Source organism: Microbacterium sp. NPDC012755 (assembly GCF_042901325.1).
GTDB lineage: Bacteria > Actinomycetota > Actinomycetes > Actinomycetales > Microbacteriaceae > Microbacterium > Microbacterium natoriense.
In genome coordinates this window covers 1,043,370-1,060,034 of record NZ_JBIBCT010000001.1, presented here as the reverse complement: position 1 = coordinate 1,060,034, position 16,665 = coordinate 1,043,370, and the positions used below count along the sequence as shown (strand labels likewise).

At 70.4% G+C, this 16,665-nt stretch carries 17 protein-coding genes; 14 read left to right on the top strand and 3 right to left on the bottom strand.

Features of this window, described 5'->3' with window-relative positions:
• The first annotated feature begins 11 nt into the window (after nucleotides 1-11).
• Genes ACFY5A_RS05075 through ACFY5A_RS05050 form a run of 6 tightly spaced genes read left to right on the top strand, consistent with a single transcriptional unit; the run spans nucleotide 12 to nucleotide 6,941 of the window.
• A complete protein-coding gene (locus ACFY5A_RS05075; protein ID WP_387232169.1) occupies nucleotides 12-1,307 on the top strand; it encodes an ABC transporter substrate-binding protein in 1,296 nt (431 codons plus the stop codon).
• A gap of 53 nt (nucleotides 1,308-1,360) precedes the next feature.
• Complete coding sequence (locus ACFY5A_RS05070) at nucleotides 1,361-2,509, top strand: ADP-ribosylglycohydrolase family protein (RefSeq protein ID WP_223585509.1); 1,149 nt, start codon at nucleotides 1,361-1,363, stop codon at nucleotides 2,507-2,509.
• The gene (locus ACFY5A_RS05065) at nucleotides 2,506-3,852 is read left to right on the top strand and encodes an ADP-ribosylglycohydrolase family protein (RefSeq protein WP_387232167.1); all 1,347 of its coding nucleotides are present in this window, start codon (nucleotides 2,506-2,508) and stop codon (nucleotides 3,850-3,852) included. Before ACFY5A_RS05070 ends, ACFY5A_RS05065 begins: the two co-directional genes overlap by 4 nt.
• A 26-nt stretch (nucleotides 3,853-3,878) precedes the next feature.
• Entirely contained in the window at nucleotides 3,879-4,874 is a 996-nt protein-coding gene (locus ACFY5A_RS05060; protein ID WP_387232165.1) for an ADP-ribosylglycohydrolase family protein, read from the top strand.
• Entirely contained in the window at nucleotides 4,871-5,866 is a 996-nt protein-coding gene (locus tag ACFY5A_RS05055; protein ID WP_387232163.1) for an ADP-ribosylglycohydrolase family protein, read from the top strand. The genes ACFY5A_RS05060 and ACFY5A_RS05055 overlap by 4 nt, the downstream gene beginning before the upstream one ends.
• 31 nt (nucleotides 5,867-5,897) lie before the next feature.
• Nucleotides 5,898-6,941, top strand: coding sequence for a ribokinase (locus tag ACFY5A_RS05050; RefSeq protein ID WP_387232161.1), 1,044 nt, complete (start codon nucleotides 5,898-5,900; stop codon nucleotides 6,939-6,941).
• A gap of 449 nt (nucleotides 6,942-7,390) precedes the next feature.
• Here ACFY5A_RS05050 and ACFY5A_RS05045 read toward each other — a convergent pair whose 3' ends face one another.
• Entirely contained in the window at nucleotides 7,391-8,095 is a 705-nt protein-coding gene (locus tag ACFY5A_RS05045) for a hypothetical protein (RefSeq protein WP_105676798.1), read from the bottom strand.
• Nucleotides 8,096-8,318: 223 nt separating this feature from the next.
• Between ACFY5A_RS05045 and rpsF the strand changes: the two genes are divergently transcribed.
• Genes rpsF through rplI form a run of 4 tightly spaced genes read left to right on the top strand, consistent with a single transcriptional unit; the run spans nucleotide 8,319 to nucleotide 9,977 of the window.
• Nucleotides 8,319-8,687, top strand: coding sequence for a 30S ribosomal protein S6 (rpsF, locus tag ACFY5A_RS05040; RefSeq protein WP_105676772.1), 369 nt, complete (start codon nucleotides 8,319-8,321; stop codon nucleotides 8,685-8,687).
• Nucleotides 8,688-8,692: 5 nt separating this feature from the next.
• Nucleotides 8,693-9,208 (top strand): single-stranded DNA-binding protein, encoded by a 516-nt coding sequence (locus ACFY5A_RS05035; protein ID WP_105676774.1) that lies wholly within the window; start codon nucleotides 8,693-8,695, stop codon nucleotides 9,206-9,208.
• Between the two features lie 50 nt (nucleotides 9,209-9,258).
• On the top strand, nucleotides 9,259-9,513 hold the full coding sequence (rpsR, locus tag ACFY5A_RS05030) for a 30S ribosomal protein S18 (RefSeq protein ID WP_045257356.1): 255 nt from the start codon (nucleotides 9,259-9,261) through the stop codon (nucleotides 9,511-9,513).
• 11 nt (nucleotides 9,514-9,524) lie between these two features.
• Nucleotides 9,525-9,977: a 50S ribosomal protein L9 gene (gene rplI / locus ACFY5A_RS05025; RefSeq protein ID WP_105676775.1), complete on the top strand. Its 453-nt coding sequence runs from the start codon at nucleotides 9,525-9,527 to the stop codon at nucleotides 9,975-9,977.
• A 283-nt stretch (nucleotides 9,978-10,260) separates the two neighbouring features.
• On the opposite strand, the gene ACFY5A_RS05020 is transcribed toward rplI, so the two are convergent.
• The gene (locus ACFY5A_RS05020) at nucleotides 10,261-11,724 is read right to left on the bottom strand and encodes a chaplin family protein (RefSeq protein ID WP_387232159.1); all 1,464 of its coding nucleotides are present in this window, start codon (nucleotides 11,722-11,724) and stop codon (nucleotides 10,261-10,263) included.
• Between the two features lie 111 nt (nucleotides 11,725-11,835).
• Nucleotides 11,836-12,858: a hypothetical protein gene (locus ACFY5A_RS05015; protein WP_387232157.1), complete on the bottom strand. Its 1,023-nt coding sequence runs from the start codon at nucleotides 12,856-12,858 to the stop codon at nucleotides 11,836-11,838.
• Nucleotides 12,859-13,388: 530 nt separating this feature from the next.
• Between ACFY5A_RS05015 and dnaB the strand changes: the two genes are divergently transcribed.
• The 4 genes from dnaB (at nucleotide 13,389) to ACFY5A_RS04995 (ending at nucleotide 16,653) form a co-directional block, all read left to right on the top strand.
• The gene (gene dnaB / locus ACFY5A_RS05010) at nucleotides 13,389-14,762 is read left to right on the top strand and encodes a replicative DNA helicase (RefSeq protein WP_105676779.1); all 1,374 of its coding nucleotides are present in this window, start codon (nucleotides 13,389-13,391) and stop codon (nucleotides 14,760-14,762) included.
• Nucleotides 14,763-14,871: 109 nt separating this feature from the next.
• Nucleotides 14,872-15,354, top strand: coding sequence for a hypothetical protein (locus tag ACFY5A_RS05005; RefSeq protein ID WP_341940844.1), 483 nt, complete (start codon nucleotides 14,872-14,874; stop codon nucleotides 15,352-15,354).
• A gap of 141 nt (nucleotides 15,355-15,495) precedes the next feature.
• Nucleotides 15,496-16,002 (top strand): hypothetical protein, encoded by a 507-nt coding sequence (locus ACFY5A_RS05000; protein ID WP_387232155.1) that lies wholly within the window; start codon nucleotides 15,496-15,498, stop codon nucleotides 16,000-16,002.
• Between the two features lie 120 nt (nucleotides 16,003-16,122).
• On the top strand, nucleotides 16,123-16,653 hold the full coding sequence (locus tag ACFY5A_RS04995) for a putative immunity protein (protein ID WP_387232153.1): 531 nt from the start codon (nucleotides 16,123-16,125) through the stop codon (nucleotides 16,651-16,653).
• Nucleotides 16,654-16,665: the final 12 nt, after the last annotated feature.

Here is a 16,665-nt window from a genome sequence, read left to right as displayed (position 1 = left end):
AGAGGTATGAAGTGAAGAAGCTTCATCGCGCATCCATCGCGCTCGCCGCAGCGGCCGTCACGGCCCTGACCCTGGCGTCGTGCTCCCAGGGGGGAGGGGAGACGCCCGACGACTCCGGCGACGGCAAGCCGGTCTCGATCACGTTCCAGTCGTTCTCCGACCAGCCCGCCGCGATCCAGGCGACGAAGGAGATCGTCGACGCCTGGAACGAGGACAACCCCGACATCCAGGTCGAGATCGGGCAGGCCCCGACCGACAGCCTCGACGACAAGCTGACCACGCAGTTCGCCGGCGGCGTCGCCCCCGACATCATCCACTACGAGGTCCTCGGCATCGTGCCCTTCGCCCGAGACGGCTACGTCGCCGACCTGAGCGATCTGCTGAGCAAGAAGACCATCGACGACATCGACCCCGGCGTGCTGGAGTCGGTCACGGTCGACGACCAGATCATCGGCGCCCCCACGGAGCTGCAGACCTACGTCGTGTTCGCCAACAAAAAGCTGCTCGAGGCGGCGGGCGTCGAGATCCCGACCGGCGACTCGATGTCGTGGGACGAGCTGGCCGACATCGCCGCGGCCACCACCTCCGGCGACGTGCACGGCATCACGTGGGGCCTGAAGAGCCCGACGGCCGCGTTCATGAGCCTCGGCATGGGCTTCGGCTCGGAGTACTTCACCGGCAAGGGGGAGGACATGAAGGTCGCCGTCAAGGACGCCGACCTCGAGGTCCCGAACCGCGTGCGCGACATGATCGAGGCCGGCTCCGTCGACCCGATCGGCGTCACCCAGTCGGGCTCCGACGTGCTCGCGACGTTCTACGCCGGCAAGGCGGCGATGACCGTGCAGGGGTCGTACCAGGTCGCCAACATCGCCACGGACGCTCCGGCCGACATGGACTGGATCGTGCTGCCCCCGCTCGCCGGGTCCGAGGGGGCCGTCCAGGCGGCCAACCCGCAGACGCTCTCGATCAACATCGACTCGCCGCACCAGAAGCAGGCAGCGAAGTTCCTCGACTACTTCATGGAGACCGACAACCTCGTGAAGATGAACGTCGCCGACGGACTCATCCCCACCACGGTGTCGGCGCGCGAGGCGCTCGCGACGCAGACGGCCGACCAGAACGGCTGGCCCGAGATCGTGAAGTCGGCGGAGGGTCTGCAGGGGCCGGTGTTCTTGCAGGCGAACGGCTTCGTCCGCTGGAAGGACACGGTCGCGACCCCCGCGTTCCAGAAGTTCCTCGGCGGCGAGATCGACGACAAGGGCCTGGCGTCCGAGCTCGACGCCGGCTGGGCACAGGTCAACGGTTGACGACGAGCGGGGCGGATGCCGGGCATCCGCCCCGCTCCTATGAGAGGAATGGCATGAGCTGGATTCAGGAACGCACGGCGGCGGTTCTCGCAGGGTCGGCGATCGGAGACGCGCTGGGAGGAGCAGCCGAGGGCTTCAGCCCCGAGAAGATCAAGGAGCGCTACGGAGGGCGGATCGACGGGATCGTCCCGCCGTACCACCTGGACTGGCAGACCGCCCGGCCGGTGAGCCCGTACCACAAGGGCGACGGGCACATCACGGACGACACCCTCATGACGCAGGCGCTGATCCGCGTGTACGCGGAGCGCCGCGACCACATCGACGCGTTCGCCGTGGCGGAGCTGCTGGTGCCGCTGCTGCAGACCGAGATCCGCTGGATCCCCGAGCTGGAGCGGGAGTCGATCCTGCTGCAGCGCATCTTCCTCGCCGAGAAGTGGCTCGTCACCCGGCTGCAGTACGGCCACGTGGATCCGCGCGAGGCCGGCGTCGGCAACGTCGTCAACTGCGGGGCCGCGATGTACATGGCCCCGGTCGGCGTCGTCAACGCCGGCAATCCGCGGGCCGCGTACGCCGAGGCGATCGACATCGCCGGCGCCCACCAGTCCAGTTACGGCCGCGAGGCGGCGGGGGTCTTCGCGGCGGCGGTCGCGGCATCCGTCGCGGTGGGCGCGACCGTCGACTCGGTGATCGACGCCGCACTCGACGTGGCGCACGACGGCACGGCGGCGGCGATCCGCGCCGTGGTGGATGCTGCGCGCTCCCTCTCCGCCGACGCCACGGACGACGAGATCGGCGCCGCGCTCCGCGACGCGATCCGCCCCTTCGACACGGTGGGCGACGCGTACCGCGAACCGCTCATGGACGCCAGAGTGCCCTCCCGCACGAAGTCGATCGAGGAGCTTCCCGTCGCCCTGGGCTTCCTCGTCGCCTACGACGGGGACTTCCTCCCCACGGTGCTCGGGGCGGTCAACTACGGTCGCGACTCCGACTCGATCGCCTCGATGGCAGGGAGCGTCGCAGCCGGCATCGGAGGGAACGCCGTCATCCCGGCCGACATGCTCGACACGATCGCGACGGCCAGCCGGGTCGACTTCGACGAGTACGCGACCCTGCTGTCGGACGTCGCCGTGGAGATCATGGAGAGGGACGTCGCCCGCGCCGAGGCCGACGTCCGCCGCGTCGCGGCACTGCGGGCGGCATGATGCGCCTGACCTGGGCACAGCCCGAAGACCTCGTGCCGCACGAGCTGGTGCAGGCGCGCGCCGAGGGCTCGGCGGTCGACGCGATCGCCGAGCGCTGGCGTGCGGCGGGCGGCGCGCTCGACCCGGTCAGGGGAGGGGCGACCCCCGACGCGGCATCCGACGAGCTGCGGGCGCTCGCCCGCGAGCTGCTCGTGGAGCTCGACGCCCTCATGGCACCGGAGCCGAGCGCCTGGCCGGAGCTGCGTGCGCAGCTCGACGGCATCCCCGCGCCCATCCCGGCGCCCGACGCCGCCGTGCTGCTCGACAGGATCCACGGGGCGTGGGCGGGCAGATCGGCGGGGTGCCTGTGGGGCAAGCCGGTCGAGAAGATCCCGCGCCAGGGCATCGAGGAGATCCTGCGCTCCACCGGACGGTGGCCCCTCGTCGACTACTTCACCGCACAGGGCCTGCCGGACGAGGTCGCGGCCCGCTGGCCGTGGAACCGCCGCTCCGCCGTCAACTCCCTGGTCGAGAACATCGACGGGATGCCGGAGGACGACGACCTCAACTACCCGCTCCTCAACCTCCGGGTTCTGGAGACCGCCGGCCGGGGGTTCACGACCGACGACACCGCGCAGGCGTGGCTGGCCGACCTCCCCGCCGGACGCACGTTCACCGCCGAGCGGATCGCGTACCGCAACCTGCTCGACGGCTACCGCCCCGACGAGGCCGCGCGCGTGCGCAACCCGTTCCGCGAGTGGATCGGCGCGCTCATCCGCACCGACGTGCACGGCTGGATCAACCCGGGCGACCTCGCCGAGGCGGCGCGCATGGCCTGGACCGACGCCCGGCTCAGCCACACGCGCAACGGTCTGTGGGGGGCGATGTGGGCGGCGGCGCTCACGTCTGCATCCCTCGTCGCCTCCTCGGTCGACGAGGTCCTCGACCTGGCCGCGACCGTCGTGCCTGCAGGCTCCGAGCTCGCCGGGGCCATCGCGCACGGCGCCGACCTCGGGCGGTCGGAGCTCGAAGACACCGCCGCGATCGACGCCCTGCACGCCGCCTACGGACACCTGCACTGGGTGCACACGATCAACAACGCCGCCACGATCGCCTTCGCCCTCGCGCGCAGCGGCGGCGACATCGCACGGGGCGTGCCGCTCGCGGTCGTCACCGGATGGGACACCGACTCGGCGGGGGCCACCGTCGGATCGGTCCTCGGCGGTCTCGCCGGATCCGCCCGCCTTCCCCGCCGCCTCATCGATCCCCTCCGCAACCGCATCGCGACGAGCCTCCCCGGGCTCGACGGGGTCGCGATCGACGACCTCGCCCGCCGCACCGCAGCGCTGATCCCCGCGCGCTGAGCATTCCCCAAGAGACAAGGACAGTCATGACCCCTCCCACGCCCACCCTGCAGGACCGCGCGCGCGGCTCGCTCGCCGGGCTCGCCATCGGCGATGCGATCGGGCGACCGGTCGAAGGCTTCTCCGCCGCGGAGATCCAGGCCGCCCACGGACGTGTGACCGGCTACCTCGACCCGGAGCCCGCCGGCAGCGACGACACCGAGTACGCCCTCCTCACGGCCAAGACCATCCAGCGCGTGGGCGTCACGGCGACAGCCGACGACTTCGCGCAGACCTGGATCGACGACGTGCTCCCGCAGGCCGACGACTTCACGGGCGGCGGTTTCAGCGAGATGGCGGCGATCGACAACCTGCGCCGCGGCATCCGGCCTCCGCTCAGCGGCGACACCATGCACGGCTGGAGCGACGGCCTCGCGATGCGGGTCAGCCCGCTCGGCATCGTCGCCGACGGGGATGCCGCGCTCGCGCAGCGCCTCGCCGAAGCGGACGGCGCCGTGAGCCACACCACCGAGGGCATCTGGGCGGGAGTGGTCGTCGCCGTCGCCGTGACCACCGCGCTCACGGGGGCCGACGCGGCCGCCTGCTACGAGGCCGGCCTCGCCGCGATCCCCGCCGACAGCTGGACGGCCCGCAACCTCAGGGACGCGCGCGACCTCGTGAACTCCGGTCTCGACGACGACGCGCTGGCCCTCGCCCTCCACGACCGCCTCGCCGTGGTCGACTACTTCTGGGCCGACCTCGCCCCGGAGGCCGTCGGCCTGGCGATGGCGTCGGTCCTGCACGCCAGGGGGCGCGCAGCCGACAGCATCCTCTTCGCGGTCAACATGGGCCGCGACGCCGACACGACCGCGGCCATCGCCGGCTGCATCGGCGGGGCGATCTCCGGGATCGGCGATCTGCCCGACGAGTGGGTGGCGGGGCTCCGCCCTGTCGCCGGTTCGTGCATCCGCTCGATGGCGGGGATCCATCCGCTGGATGCCGCCGACACCCTGACCCGCATCGTCGAGGAGGCGCGCGCATGACCACCCCCCTGATCGACCTGTTCACCCGGGGCATCGTCGCCGGGGAGTCGGCGTCCTCCATGAACGCGGACTTCCGCGTCTACGCCCTTCCCCCCAAGCGCGTGAACCGCGTGCGGATCCTGGCGAAGCTGGGCGACGAGGACCGCACCACCACCGTGCCCCGCCCGTTCACCCACGCCGCCCCTCCGACCACCCTGCACCCCGGCGCAGGTGAGAACATCGAGTGGTTCGCGTTCTCCGCCCGTCAGCACGCCAGGGGTCTCGGCCTCACCGAGTGGCGGCATCTCGCCGAGATCGAGGAGGACCCCGCCTCGGGGTTCCGCGCTCGCATCGGCACGAAGCTCGCGCTGCAGAACCTCCGCCACGGAGCCGTTCCCCCGCAGTCCGGGCACGACAACGCGCACTACTTCGACGACATCGCCACCGTGCGCGCGCTCGCCGCGGTCGCCGTGCACCGCGGGAACGGTGCGGTCGACGCGGCGGAGGCGGATGCCGCCATCACGCACTCGCTCGACGGCATCTGGTGCGCCCGCGCCTCCGCCGTCCTGTTCGAGTCGCTGCTCGACGGGGCCACGGCAGCGGATGCCGTCGCCCTCGCGGTCGCCGAACTGCCCGCGGACACCTGGAGCCGACGCATGGCCGAGACGTCGCTGCGCGTCGCGGGGGAGGCGAACGGTCCCCTCGATCGGGCGCGACGCCTGAGCACCGAGGTCGGCGACTGGGTCTACAGCTACCCGATCGCGGCGCCCGAGACCTTCGGCTTCCTGCTCGCCCACGTCGCGACCGCGACCGACGCCGACGACCTCCTGCTCGGCGCGCTCGCACAGCCGCGCAACGCCGCATCGCTGCCCGCACTGGCGGGAGCGGCGGCGGCCGTGCTGTTCGGCGAGGAGTGGATCCCCGCGGGGCTCGATGCCGACGGCATCCGGCTCACCGGTCTGGGGATCCCCGACCTGGCGGGGCTCACCGTCGCGGAGGCCATCGCGCGATGACCCTGTGCTCGGGAGGATCGGGGGCGCCGACGTGGGAGTGATCGTGCTCGGCAGCGCCAACCTCGACACCTCGGTGTCGATGCCGCGGATCCCCGCCCCGGGGGAGACGATCCTCGCCACCGGGGCGGCGAGCGGCCCCGGTGGCAAGGGGCTGAACCAGGCGGTCGCCGCCGCCCGCTCTGGAGCCTCGACCACGTTCGTCGGAGCCGTGGGCGACGACGAGGCCGGTGAGCGACTCCGCGGAGTGCTCATCGACGAGGGGGTGCGCGCGGGACTCGCCGTCTCCGAGCGACCAACGGGCACGGCGTTCGTCATGGTCGCCGACGACGGCGAGAACGCGATCGTGGTCGTCGCCGGGGCCAACGGCGACGGCGCCGCGATCACCGCGGAGGCGGCATCCGCTCTCGCGTCGGCGGGCCGGGACGACCTCGTCCTCGCGCAGCTGGAGGTGCCGCTCGACGCCGTGCTGTCGGCGTTCCGCTCGGCGAAGGAGCGCGGGGCGACGACCGTTCTCAACGCCGCGCCCAGCAGGCCCCTGTCGGACGATCAGCTGGCGCTCGTGGATGTGCTGATCGTGAACCAGCACGAGTGCCTCGACCTCGCGGGCGCGCCGGTCGGCGGGGCCGCGGATGCCGCGGGGGCGCCGACCGTAGGGGTGACTGATGCCGCGGGGGTCTCGGTCGAGGGGGCCGCGGTCGAGGGGTTCGCGGATCACGCGGTCGCCGATGCTGCGCCGGTCGAGGGGGTCGCGGATGACGCGGTCGCCGATGCTGCGCGCTTCCTCGCCGCACGCGTCGGGACCGTCGTCGTGACACTCGGAGCGGCTGGCGCGCTCGTCCTCTCCGCGGGCGAGGAGACGCGGATCCCCGCGTTCCCGGTCACCGCCGTCGACACGACCGCCGCGGGCGACACGTTCTGCGGGGCGCTCGCCTCCCGTCTCGCGGCAGGAGACGCCCTCGCAGCGGCTGTGCCGTTCGCCTCGGCCGCCGCGGCCCTGTGCGTGCAGCGACCGGGGGCCGCGGCATCCGCTCCCCGCCTCGACGAGATCACGGAACTGCTCGCGACCCGCGCCTGATGCGCCCGGCGCGGCGTTCACAACTCCTCAAGAGTTGCGCGGTTCCGGCTCGCTCCGGCCCGGATCGGCCCGGACGACCCCGTTCTTGAGGAGTTGTGAACCGACGCCGATTCCGATGCCGATGCCGGCGCCGATGCCGATGCCGATGCCGCCGCACTCGGCTCCAGACGCATGCGCCCGGCGCGGCGTTCACAACTCCTCAAGAATCGCGCGATTCCTGCTCGCTCGGGTCCGGATCGGCTCGAACGGCCCGGATTTTGAGGAGTTGTGAACCGCCGCCGCCCGCGGCCCCGGACGATACCGCCGCCGCCCGCGGCCCCGGACGATACCGCTGCCGCACGCGGCCCGAGCCACACCCGGCCCGAGCCACACCCGGCCCGAGCCACACCCGGCCCGAGACGCACGAAGGGCCGGAGCGTGCGCCCCGGCCCTTCGCTGTCGGCATCCGCTCAGAGCGGCGCGACGATGTCCTGCTTCACGTCCCACTCGGTGACGACGGTGACCGACTCGATCGACTGACCGCTGACGTCGGCGGTGCCGGTGGTCGCCAGCGGGGCGAAGTCCTTCGTGAGCTCCAGCACGATCGACGAGGCGACGCCCTGCGTCTCGATCGTCCCGGAGACGAGGAACACCTTCTGGCCCAGGCGCTCGCCCGTGCCCGTGACCGTGAAGTCGCCCGCGAGGAGCGTGGCGATGGCGGTGGGGCTCGATGCGGCGGCGGCCGTCGCGCCCATGCTGAGTCCGGCGATGATCGGGTCGCTGGACGTGGAGTCCGCGACCTGCCAGGCGCCGGTCGCCGACTTCACCCAGGCGTCGGAGCCGATCACGATGACCGAGCCCATCGGAGTGGTCGACTCGAGCGCCTTCTCCGAGGGGTTGTACCTGCCGGTGGTCTCCATGCCCATGACCGTCGAGGTGGCGGCGTACCCCGCGATGGACGAGGTGGCGTCGGCGATGCAGCCGCCGAGCGCGGCGCCGTCGATCTTCGCGCCCTCCGTGAGCTCGGGGCAGCCGGTCGTCGGCGCCTCCGCCTCCTGCGAGGCGCTCGCAGACGGCTTCGCGTCGGCGGGCTTGTCCGTGGCCCCTGCGGAGCATCCGGTGAGCATGACGGCGGCGGCGAGAACCACGCCGACCCCCCACTTGTTGACGCGCATGGCGTCCCCCCTCTGGTCGCGGCCGGTGGCGTTCACCGGCACGCTTCCAGCATGCCAAGTGGCCCGGAAGGGCTGTGGACGCGACTCCGAGCCGCATCAGGTAGACTGTGCAGGTTGTCTGCCCTCAGGCATCCATTCGGATGCACGGGCGGTCGACGTGCTACACACCCTCCTGCTTCCGGGAAAGTCCCGGAAGCCGTTCTAGTCCGAAGGAGGTGGGTAAGTGACGCACCAGTACGAACTCATGGTCATTCTGACCCCCGAGATCGATGAGCGCACGGTCGCCCCGACGCTCGACAAGTTCCTGAAGGTCATCACCAACGATGGTGGCTCGATTGAAAAGGTCGACATCTGGGGCAAGCGCCGTCTCGCTTACGAGATCCAGAAGAAGAACGAAGGCATCTACGCCGTCGTCAACTTCACCGCTACCAGCGAGGCCACGCAGGAGCTCGACCGTCAGCTCAAGCTGAACGAGTCGATCATGCGCACCAAGGTGCTGCGTGCCGAGGAAGCTCAGGCGATGATCGCTTCCGAGGCGAAGCTCACCGAGGAGAAGGCTGCTCGCAAGGCGGCCAAGGCTGCGAAGGCCTAAGTCTCATGGCCGGCGAAACAGTCATCACCGTGGTGGGCAACCTCACGGCCGACCCCGAGCTGCGGTACACGCAGAACGGACTGCCGGTGGCGAACTTCACCATCGCATCGACGCCTCGGAACTTCGACCGCGCCGCGAACGAGTGGAAGGACGGCGAAGCGCTGTTCCTCCGCGCGTCCGTGTGGCGTGAGTTCGCCGAGCACGTGGCGGGTTCTCTGACCAAGGGCATGCGGGTCATCGCGACCGGCCGTCTGCGTCAGCGCTCCTACCAGGACCGCGAGGGCAACCAGCGCACCGCGATCGAGCTGGAGGTCGACGAGATCGGCCCCTCGCTCCGTTACGCGACTGCGCAGGTCACCCGTGCGGCGTCGAACGGCGGCGGCCAGGGTGGCGGTCAGGGTGGCGGGCAGTCCCGCCCCGCGCAGCAGGTGTCGGAGGAGCCGTGGTCCACGCCCGGCTCGTCGACCAGCGCAGATGCGTGGAGCACCCCGGGCAGCTTCGGCGACGACACCCCGTTCTGATCAAGGATCTCCGGATGCTTCGGCATCCGTCTCATAACTAAGGAAAAACTATGGCTGGAAAGTCGAGCGGCGACCGCCGCAAGCCGCGGAAGGGTGGCAAGCCCACCGCTCCCGCGAAGTCGATCCGGGTCGGCGTCATTGACTACAAGGACGTCGCCACGCTTCGCAAGTTCATCTCGGAGCGTGGAAAGATCCGCGCCCGTCGTATCACCGGTGTCTCCGTGCAGGAGCAGCGTCTGATCGCTCGCGCGATCAAGAACGCTCGCGAGATGGCTCTCCTGCCCTACGCCGGCGCTGGCCGCTAAGGGGTACGGATATGGCAAAGCTGATTCTCACGAACGAGGTCGCCGGGCTCGGAAGCGCCGGTGACGTGGTCGAGGTCAAGAACGGGTACGCCCGCAACTACCTCATCCCCCAGGGCTTCGCTACGGCGTGGACCCGCGGTGGCGAAAAGCAGGTCGCTTCGATCCAGGCTGCTCGTCAGGCTCGCGCGATCCACGACCGCGACGAGGCCGTGGCCCTGAAGAACTCCCTCGAGGGCACCAAGGTCCGTCTCGCCGTCAAGGCGGGCGCCGAGGGTCGCCTCTTCGGTTCGGTCAAGACCGCCGATGTCGCAGACGCTGTCGCGGCTGCCGGTCTCGGTTCGATCGACAAGCGCAAGGTGCACATCACGTCGACCATCAAGTCGACCGGTGAGCACGAGGCCACGGTTCGTCTGCACGACGACGTGACCGCTGTCATCACGCTGCAGGTCGTCGCCGCCAAGTAAGGCGCGACGTCTGTCGAACGCCCCCTGTCCTCCGGGACAGGGGGCGTTCTGCGTACTGGGGAAGCCGCACGACGGCGGCTGACGGATGCCGTCGGCATCCGTCCTGAGGGCATGGCGGATGCCCCGTGGTGAGGGCCACGGGGCATCCGCTGTATCGCGTGGGGCGCCGCAGACTGCGGGCGAGTGAGGGGCACCTATCCCGAAGTCTCTCGTCGGCGCACCCACGCTCCCGACGCGAGCGGCATCTCCTCCCCCGAGGATGACCGCTCCGCCGGGGGTATGGTCACGCCGTCGCGAGACGACGGCGTGAGAGTCCAGCGCCGAGGAGGAGCAGGAGAGCGGCGACCGCGGCGAGCCCGAGCGCCGGGGACCCTCCGGTGGTGGCGAGCGCGTCAGCGCCCGTCGCGGTCGCGGCGGCTCCGTGCCCGCTCGTCGCGGGACTCGTGGCCGGGGTGGTTCCGGGGTTGGTGCCGGGGTTCGTTCCGGGGTTGGTGCCGGGGTTCGTTCCCGGGTTGGTGCCCGGGTTCGTTCCAGGGTTCGTGCCCGGGGTGGTCACCGTGCTCTCGCCGATCACGGCGATGGCGTTGCCGCCGATCGTGATCGGGAGGCTGATCGGCAGCGCGAGCTGTGTCCCGCCGAGGATCGAGCCCGCTCCGGTGGTCAGAACCCCGCCGAGGGCCGGTGAGGCGGCGGGTGCGGGGGCGCCGGGTGTCCCGGTGACTCGGCTGGTGCCGAGGGCCGAGACGGCGTTGCCGAGCACCGACACCGGTGCGGTCACGGGGGCGACGACCTGGGTGCCGCCGGCGATCGACTCGCTGCCGCCGGTGGTGGGGCCGCTGCCCGCGGTGGGGGTGGCGGGTGCGGGGGCGCCGGGTGTCCCGGTGACTCGGCTGGTGCCGAGGGCCGAGATGGCGTTGCCGAGCACCGACACCGGTGCGGTCACCGGGGCGACGACCTGGCTGCCGCCCAGGATCGACTCGCTGCCGGAGGTGCCGGCAGCGACGGCCGGTGCGGATGCCGCCGGCGCGGATGCCGGTGCGCCCGTGACCGAGCTCGTGCCGAGCACGGACACCGCGTTGCCGAGCACCGACACGGGAGCGGTGACGGGTGCCACTGCCTGTGTGCCGCTGCCGAGCCCGTCGGAGCCGCCGGTGGACGCCGTGGCCGGTGCTGCGGGGGCCGGCGCCGGTGCTGCGGCGGAGGGACCCGTGACGCCGCTGGTGCCGAGCACCGAGATGGCGTTGCCCGACACGGTGATCGGGGCGTTGACCTGGAGCAGCGCCTGCGTGCCCGAGAGCACGCCGTCGTCGCCACTGGTCTGGACGGACGGCACCCCGGCCGTCGGCGGGGCCTGGGGAGCCCCAGTCTGGGGAACTGCGGCCGGGGTGCTGGTCGAGGACGTGCCGAGAACGCTGACGGCGTTGTTCTGCACGGTGACAGGGAGGTTCACGGTGACCACTGCCTGGCTGCCTGAGGCCGCGCCGGATGCGCCGCTCGTCTCCGCCGCAGGGGCGGGGGCTGGCGCAGGGGCCGCAGGGGCGGGTGCCTGGGTGGAGGAGGAACCGAGGAGGGAGATCGCGTTGCCCGCGACCGTGATCGGGGCCGAGATCGGCGCGACCACCTGGGTGCCGGAGAGGATGCCGTCGTCTCCGTCTGTCTCGGCCGCGTTGGCGACCGAGGCGCCGAGCAGGGTGATCCCGCCGGCGATCAGCGTGCCCCAGAGGGCGCGCTTCATGAATGTGCGCATGATTGAGCTCCTGACTGAGCTGTGTCGAAAGATGGGATGCGCGCGGGATTTGGGGTGCGCGCGCAGCACGTCATCTGCCGTCCTCACAGGGGAGGGCGGCTCGACACGGCGTCAGTCAGGGGAGACGTCGGTGTCGGCGACCGGAGACGCCGGCAGAGCGTCGTCGGGTGCGCCGGAATCCTGCTCCACAGCACGGAGCAGGGGGATGCCGTCGTCGCTGATTCGAGCGGTGGCAGCCGCTGAGCCTCCGCCGGTGCCGGCGGAGGAAGACGGGGAGACCGGCGCGCCGGGCGGCGCGGATGCCGGGTCGTTCGATGGCGACGGGACGCCGTTCTGCGGGCCTGCGGGGGCGCCGGCCGATGAGGGGACGCCAGGGATGCCGCGGAGGCCTCCGCGGTCCGGTGCGGACGCGGGGGAGATGCCGGTCGCCGTGGCGACGGCGGCGTCGACGGATGCCGCGGACTCACCGGGCTGGGCGGACGAGCCGGAGTCCGTGCCGCCGGGGGTTCCCGGGGTACCGGGTTCGCCGGGAACCACGGGGATCTGCGGCTCGAGAGCCTCGAGGACCGGCGGGATCGTCCCCTCGACGATCCCGCCGACGAGTCCGGTCGTGTCGTCGACGACACCCGCGACGTCATCCACGACCTGGGGCACGCCGAGGTCGTCGACCAGGTCGCCGACGATCGGAAGGCCGGTCACGGCATCCACGATCGGCTTCGTGATCGTGGAGACCGGAGCGCCCGTGAGAACGCCGGTGACGGGGGCGACGACCGCCTGTGCGGTATCGGTGACCGTCGTGACGACCGGTGCGGCGACGGGGCCGACGACCGGGACCTGAGCGACGGTCTGCGTCACGGTGCTGACCACCGCGGGGACCGCCTGCTGCACGGGGGCGACGACGGCGGTGACGACGGGGGCGACGACCTGCGTGACGACGGGAGCGACCGGGGCGGTCACGGTGCTCACCGTGTTGCTGACGAGTCCGGTGAGTCCGTCGAGCGGACCCCCGTCCTGCTCGTCGGCGTGGGCTGCGCTGCCACCGGTGAGGATCGTGAGGGCGGCCCACGCGAGCACACCGAATCCAGCCCAGATGACGCCGGCTGGTATGCCGCGTCGGGTGGCCCGAGCGTCCACGTTCCACCTCCCCCTCTGAAGGCAAACGCACCGTCGACGCGGTTGCGTCGATGCGCTGACGATACACCCGCTCCGCCCACGTGTCCACCGGCATTCCGGTGCACTGCCGGGGCCCGGCATCCCGCGACGCGCCCGAACCGCGGTCTGGCTTGACTTTCCCCAGGTTCTGCACATGTGAAGCTCTGTGACCACAACCTTCAATGCCCGCTTGAACCCGATTCTCATCCACAGGGTGGGGAAACTGGGAAGTCCTGATCAAGAGCAAAAACTGGAGAGGGAATCTCGGTACTCCACCGGGTTATCCACATGCGTTCTGCACAGACACTCCGAGTTTCTCCGCATCCTTTCCACATAGTTATCCACAGGCTGTGTTGCACCCTGTTTCGGGCGTGAATAGCGTGGACGAGCGACCCGATGTCAGAGGGTCCTGGTTTGCTGTGCACCTGGCCCCACGGAGCCGGATCACACGTGGCACCGCCTGTCGAGACGGAGCAGCCGCACGCACGTTTCGTCGCATCGAAGGGAGCACTGTGTCGATCGCCGACATCTCGGAGGAGCGCCTCGGCGGAGGGCGTCCGCACGAGCGCACGCCCCCGCACGACCTTCTCGCCGAGCAGAGCGCGCTGGGCGGCATGCTGCTCTCGAAAGACGCCGTCGCCGATGTGATCGAGACGCTCAAGGGCGCCGACTTCTACGTGCCGAAGCACGAGCTGATCTTCGAGGCGATCCTCTCGCTCTACTCGCACGGCGAGCCGACCGACGTCGTCGCCGTCACCGACGAGCTCATCAAGACCGGCGAGCTCGGCCGCGCCGGCGGCGCCGACTACCTGCACACGCTCACCTCGATCGTGCCGACCGCGGCCAATGCCGGCTACTACGCCGGCATCGTCTCGGAGCGTGCGATCCTCCGCCGCCTCGTCGACGCGGGCACGCGCATCGTGCAGCTCGGCTACGCGGGAGAGGGCGATGCGACCGACATCGTCAACAACGCCCAGGCCGAGATCTACTCGATCACGGGTTCGGAGACGGCCGAAGACTATGTGCCGCTGCAGATCGCGGTCGACGCGGCGCTCGAGGAGATCGAGGCCGCGAGCGGTCGAGACGGATCGATGACCGGTGTGCCGACCGGGTTCAGGGAGCTCGACGAGCTCACGAACGGCCTGCACGGCGGCCAGATGATCGTCGTCGCGGCCCGACCCGCGATGGGTAAGTCGACGCTCGCGCTCGACTTCGCGCGCTCGGCATCCATCGGCCACAACCTGCCCTCCGTCTTCTTCTCCCTCGAGATGGGCAAGAGCGAGATCGCCATGCGACTGCTCAGCGCCGAGGGGGCCATCCCGCTGCAGAACATGCGCAAGGGAAACCTCGACCCGCGCGACTGGACGACGGTCGCCGCAACCCGTGGCCGCATCAACGACGCGCCGCTCTACATCGACGACAGCCCCAACATGACCCTGGTCGAGATCCGGGCCAAGTGCCGTCGGCTCAAGCAGCGCGAGGGTCTGCGCATGGTCATCATCGACTACCTGCAGCTGATGACCTCGGGCAAGCGCGTCGAGTCGCGCCAGCAGGAGGTCTCGGAGTTCTCCCGAAGCCTCAAGCTCATCGCCAAGGAGCTCCAGGTTCCCGTCATCGCCCTGTCGCAACTGAACCGTGGTCCCGAGCAGCGGCAGGACAAGAAGCCCGCCATCAGCGACCTGCGCGAGTCGGGATCGATCGAGCAGGATGCCGACATGGTGATCCTGCTGCACCGCGACTCCGTCTACGACAAGGACGTGCGCCCCGGCGAAGCCGACCTCATCGTCGCCAAGCACCGCAACGGTCCGACCGCCACGATCACCGTCGCCTTCCAGGGCCACTACTCGCGATTCGCCGACATGGCCCCCGGCGGGGACTTCAACTAGGAGATCGACGACCTATGGATCTCGCCGTCTGGGTCGTGCTCTTCGTCGTCGCCGCCGCGGCGCTGTTCGCCGTCGGGACGCTGAGGCCGCGCTCAGCTACTGTGCTGCCATGAGCGATGCCGTGCTTCTGCATGTCGATGACGACGGATTCTTCTGCCTCGTCGCGCCCGATACGTATCGCGGCTTCGTTGATGAGGATTGGCAGCTTGAGCAGCTCCTGACCCACTTCGTCGGGCAGATGCGCGAGGGCTCCCTGTTCGTCGCCTATCCCGGCCCGGACGATGCTGACGAGGCGGTGAAGGTGGCAGACGATCGCCGTGACGCTCCGGTATTGCGTGAAGCGGTGAGCACAGTCGATGTTGGAGCTGGCGGACTGTGGCTCACGGACTACACGCAGCTGACGATGGCCGCTCAGTTCGACGACGAAGGGCCGATCGCCTCGGGTGCGATCCGGCTTCCCGTGCAAGAAGGCCCGCAACAAGTCATCCTCAGGCAGTTTGCTGACAGCCCGGGATACGTCCTCACCATCAGGCCGGTTGCGGACGACAACCACGAGCCGCTGAGCGCAGTTCCTTGGTTCTCTCTGGATTGAGCCAGCCACATGCCGTGTCCAGACGATGACCGAGGCCGACGCAGGAGACAGGCCGCGACAAGTGTCGGTTGGTTACGGTGGAAACAGGGGGCGTGGACCGCGGCTTCCGCGAGCTGCTCCGACGAACTGATGGAGGTCATCGTGCCTGAGCCCACCGAACAGACCCGGACCACATCGATTCGGCGTCGTCGCCGGATCATCGGCGTATCGGTTGGTGCTGCGGTGCTCTTGGTCCTCCTCTTGGGCTGGCTCAGACTGACTCTCGGGCCGCCGCCCGGGTACTCCACCAACGTGTCGATCGCCCTGAGATACGTCGCGGACGACGGCCGCACCTACTCCTGCACGTACGATTACAGCACGCCTGACGACATCCCCATGCCCGCATCCGTCGCCCGGCAGATGAACGAGAAGGACTGGTCAGAGACCGGCCAACTCATGTACGAATGGACCAGGGTCCATCCCACTGATTCCGCCCGGCGTGAACTCGCGGCCGATGACCCGCGCGCGGATCCAGTGGCGACGTGGTCGGCCGCCATGGACACATTCATCGTGTTCCCTCCCTGGTCAGTCGAGACCGACACAGGATCGACGTATGTGCTCAGATCGGAAGCGCGCGACGGCAGCAACTGCGAAGAAGGACTGCGGTAAGCCGTCCCTTCGGATCTCGTGCGTGGAAGCGTTCTGGAGAGCGACGTTCGGCGTGTCAGAGGATCTCGCCGTCCTTCGCTCCACCCGCTCATCTGCCGCATCCGGTGCGAACATGGGAGCGTGCTCTCACCACAATCGCTCAGCGAGACCGATCGGCGGTTGGTCGCGGCGTGGGCCGCGGACTGCGCAGAGCGGGTTCTCTCCTCCTTCGAGAACGAAGCGCCGGGGGATGATCGCCCTCGCGATGCGATCGCGAGGGCGCGAGCGTACGCGCGAGGAGACCTCGACTCTGCGGGCGAGATCCGCCGCCGCTTCGTTGCGGGTCGTGCGGCGGCGTCGGTGTCGGCACCCGGAGCTGTCGCCGCCGCGCGTGCAGCGGCACAGGCCTCGGGTGTTGCGCACATGGGCGCTCACGCGCTGGGGGCGGCCGCGTACGCGATGAAGGCGGTGAGCATCGACCGCCCCGATGGCGTCGCCGCGGAGATCGACTGGCAGGTGGCGCACATGAGCGCCGACGTTCGAGCGGCACTGCTCCTCCTGCCACCGGTCGGTGAGGACTCCGCCGGCCCCCTGGTGTCCGGGGGGCTCTTGGCCCGAGGCATCCTCGGGACGACGATCCGAGCGCTGCAAGACCGGATCGCCGCGGAGTAGCGGTTCTCTGAA

Coding starts and splice junctions, on each gene's coding strand:
- ACFY5A_RS05055 (WP_387232163.1), top strand. CDS start 4,871: ATGACCACCCCCCTGATCGACCTGTTCACCCGGGGCATCGTCGCCGGG.
- ACFY5A_RS05005 (WP_341940844.1), top strand. CDS start 14,872: ATGAGCGATGCCGTGCTTCTGCATGTCGATGACGACGGATTCTTCTGC.
- ACFY5A_RS05065 (WP_387232167.1), top strand. CDS start 2,506: ATGATGCGCCTGACCTGGGCACAGCCCGAAGACCTCGTGCCGCACGAG.
- ACFY5A_RS05070 (WP_223585509.1), top strand. CDS start 1,361: ATGAGCTGGATTCAGGAACGCACGGCGGCGGTTCTCGCAGGGTCGGCG.
- rpsR (WP_045257356.1), top strand. CDS start 9,259: ATGGCTGGAAAGTCGAGCGGCGACCGCCGCAAGCCGCGGAAGGGTGGC.
- rplI (WP_105676775.1), top strand. CDS start 9,525: ATGGCAAAGCTGATTCTCACGAACGAGGTCGCCGGGCTCGGAAGCGCC.
- ACFY5A_RS05045 (WP_105676798.1), bottom strand. CDS start 8,095: ATGCGCGTCAACAAGTGGGGGGTCGGCGTGGTTCTCGCCGCCGCCGTC.
- ACFY5A_RS05060 (WP_387232165.1), top strand. CDS start 3,879: ATGACCCCTCCCACGCCCACCCTGCAGGACCGCGCGCGCGGCTCGCTC.
- ACFY5A_RS05035 (WP_105676774.1), top strand. CDS start 8,693: ATGGCCGGCGAAACAGTCATCACCGTGGTGGGCAACCTCACGGCCGAC.
- ACFY5A_RS05020 (WP_387232159.1), bottom strand. CDS start 11,724: ATGCGCACATTCATGAAGCGCGCCCTCTGGGGCACGCTGATCGCCGGC.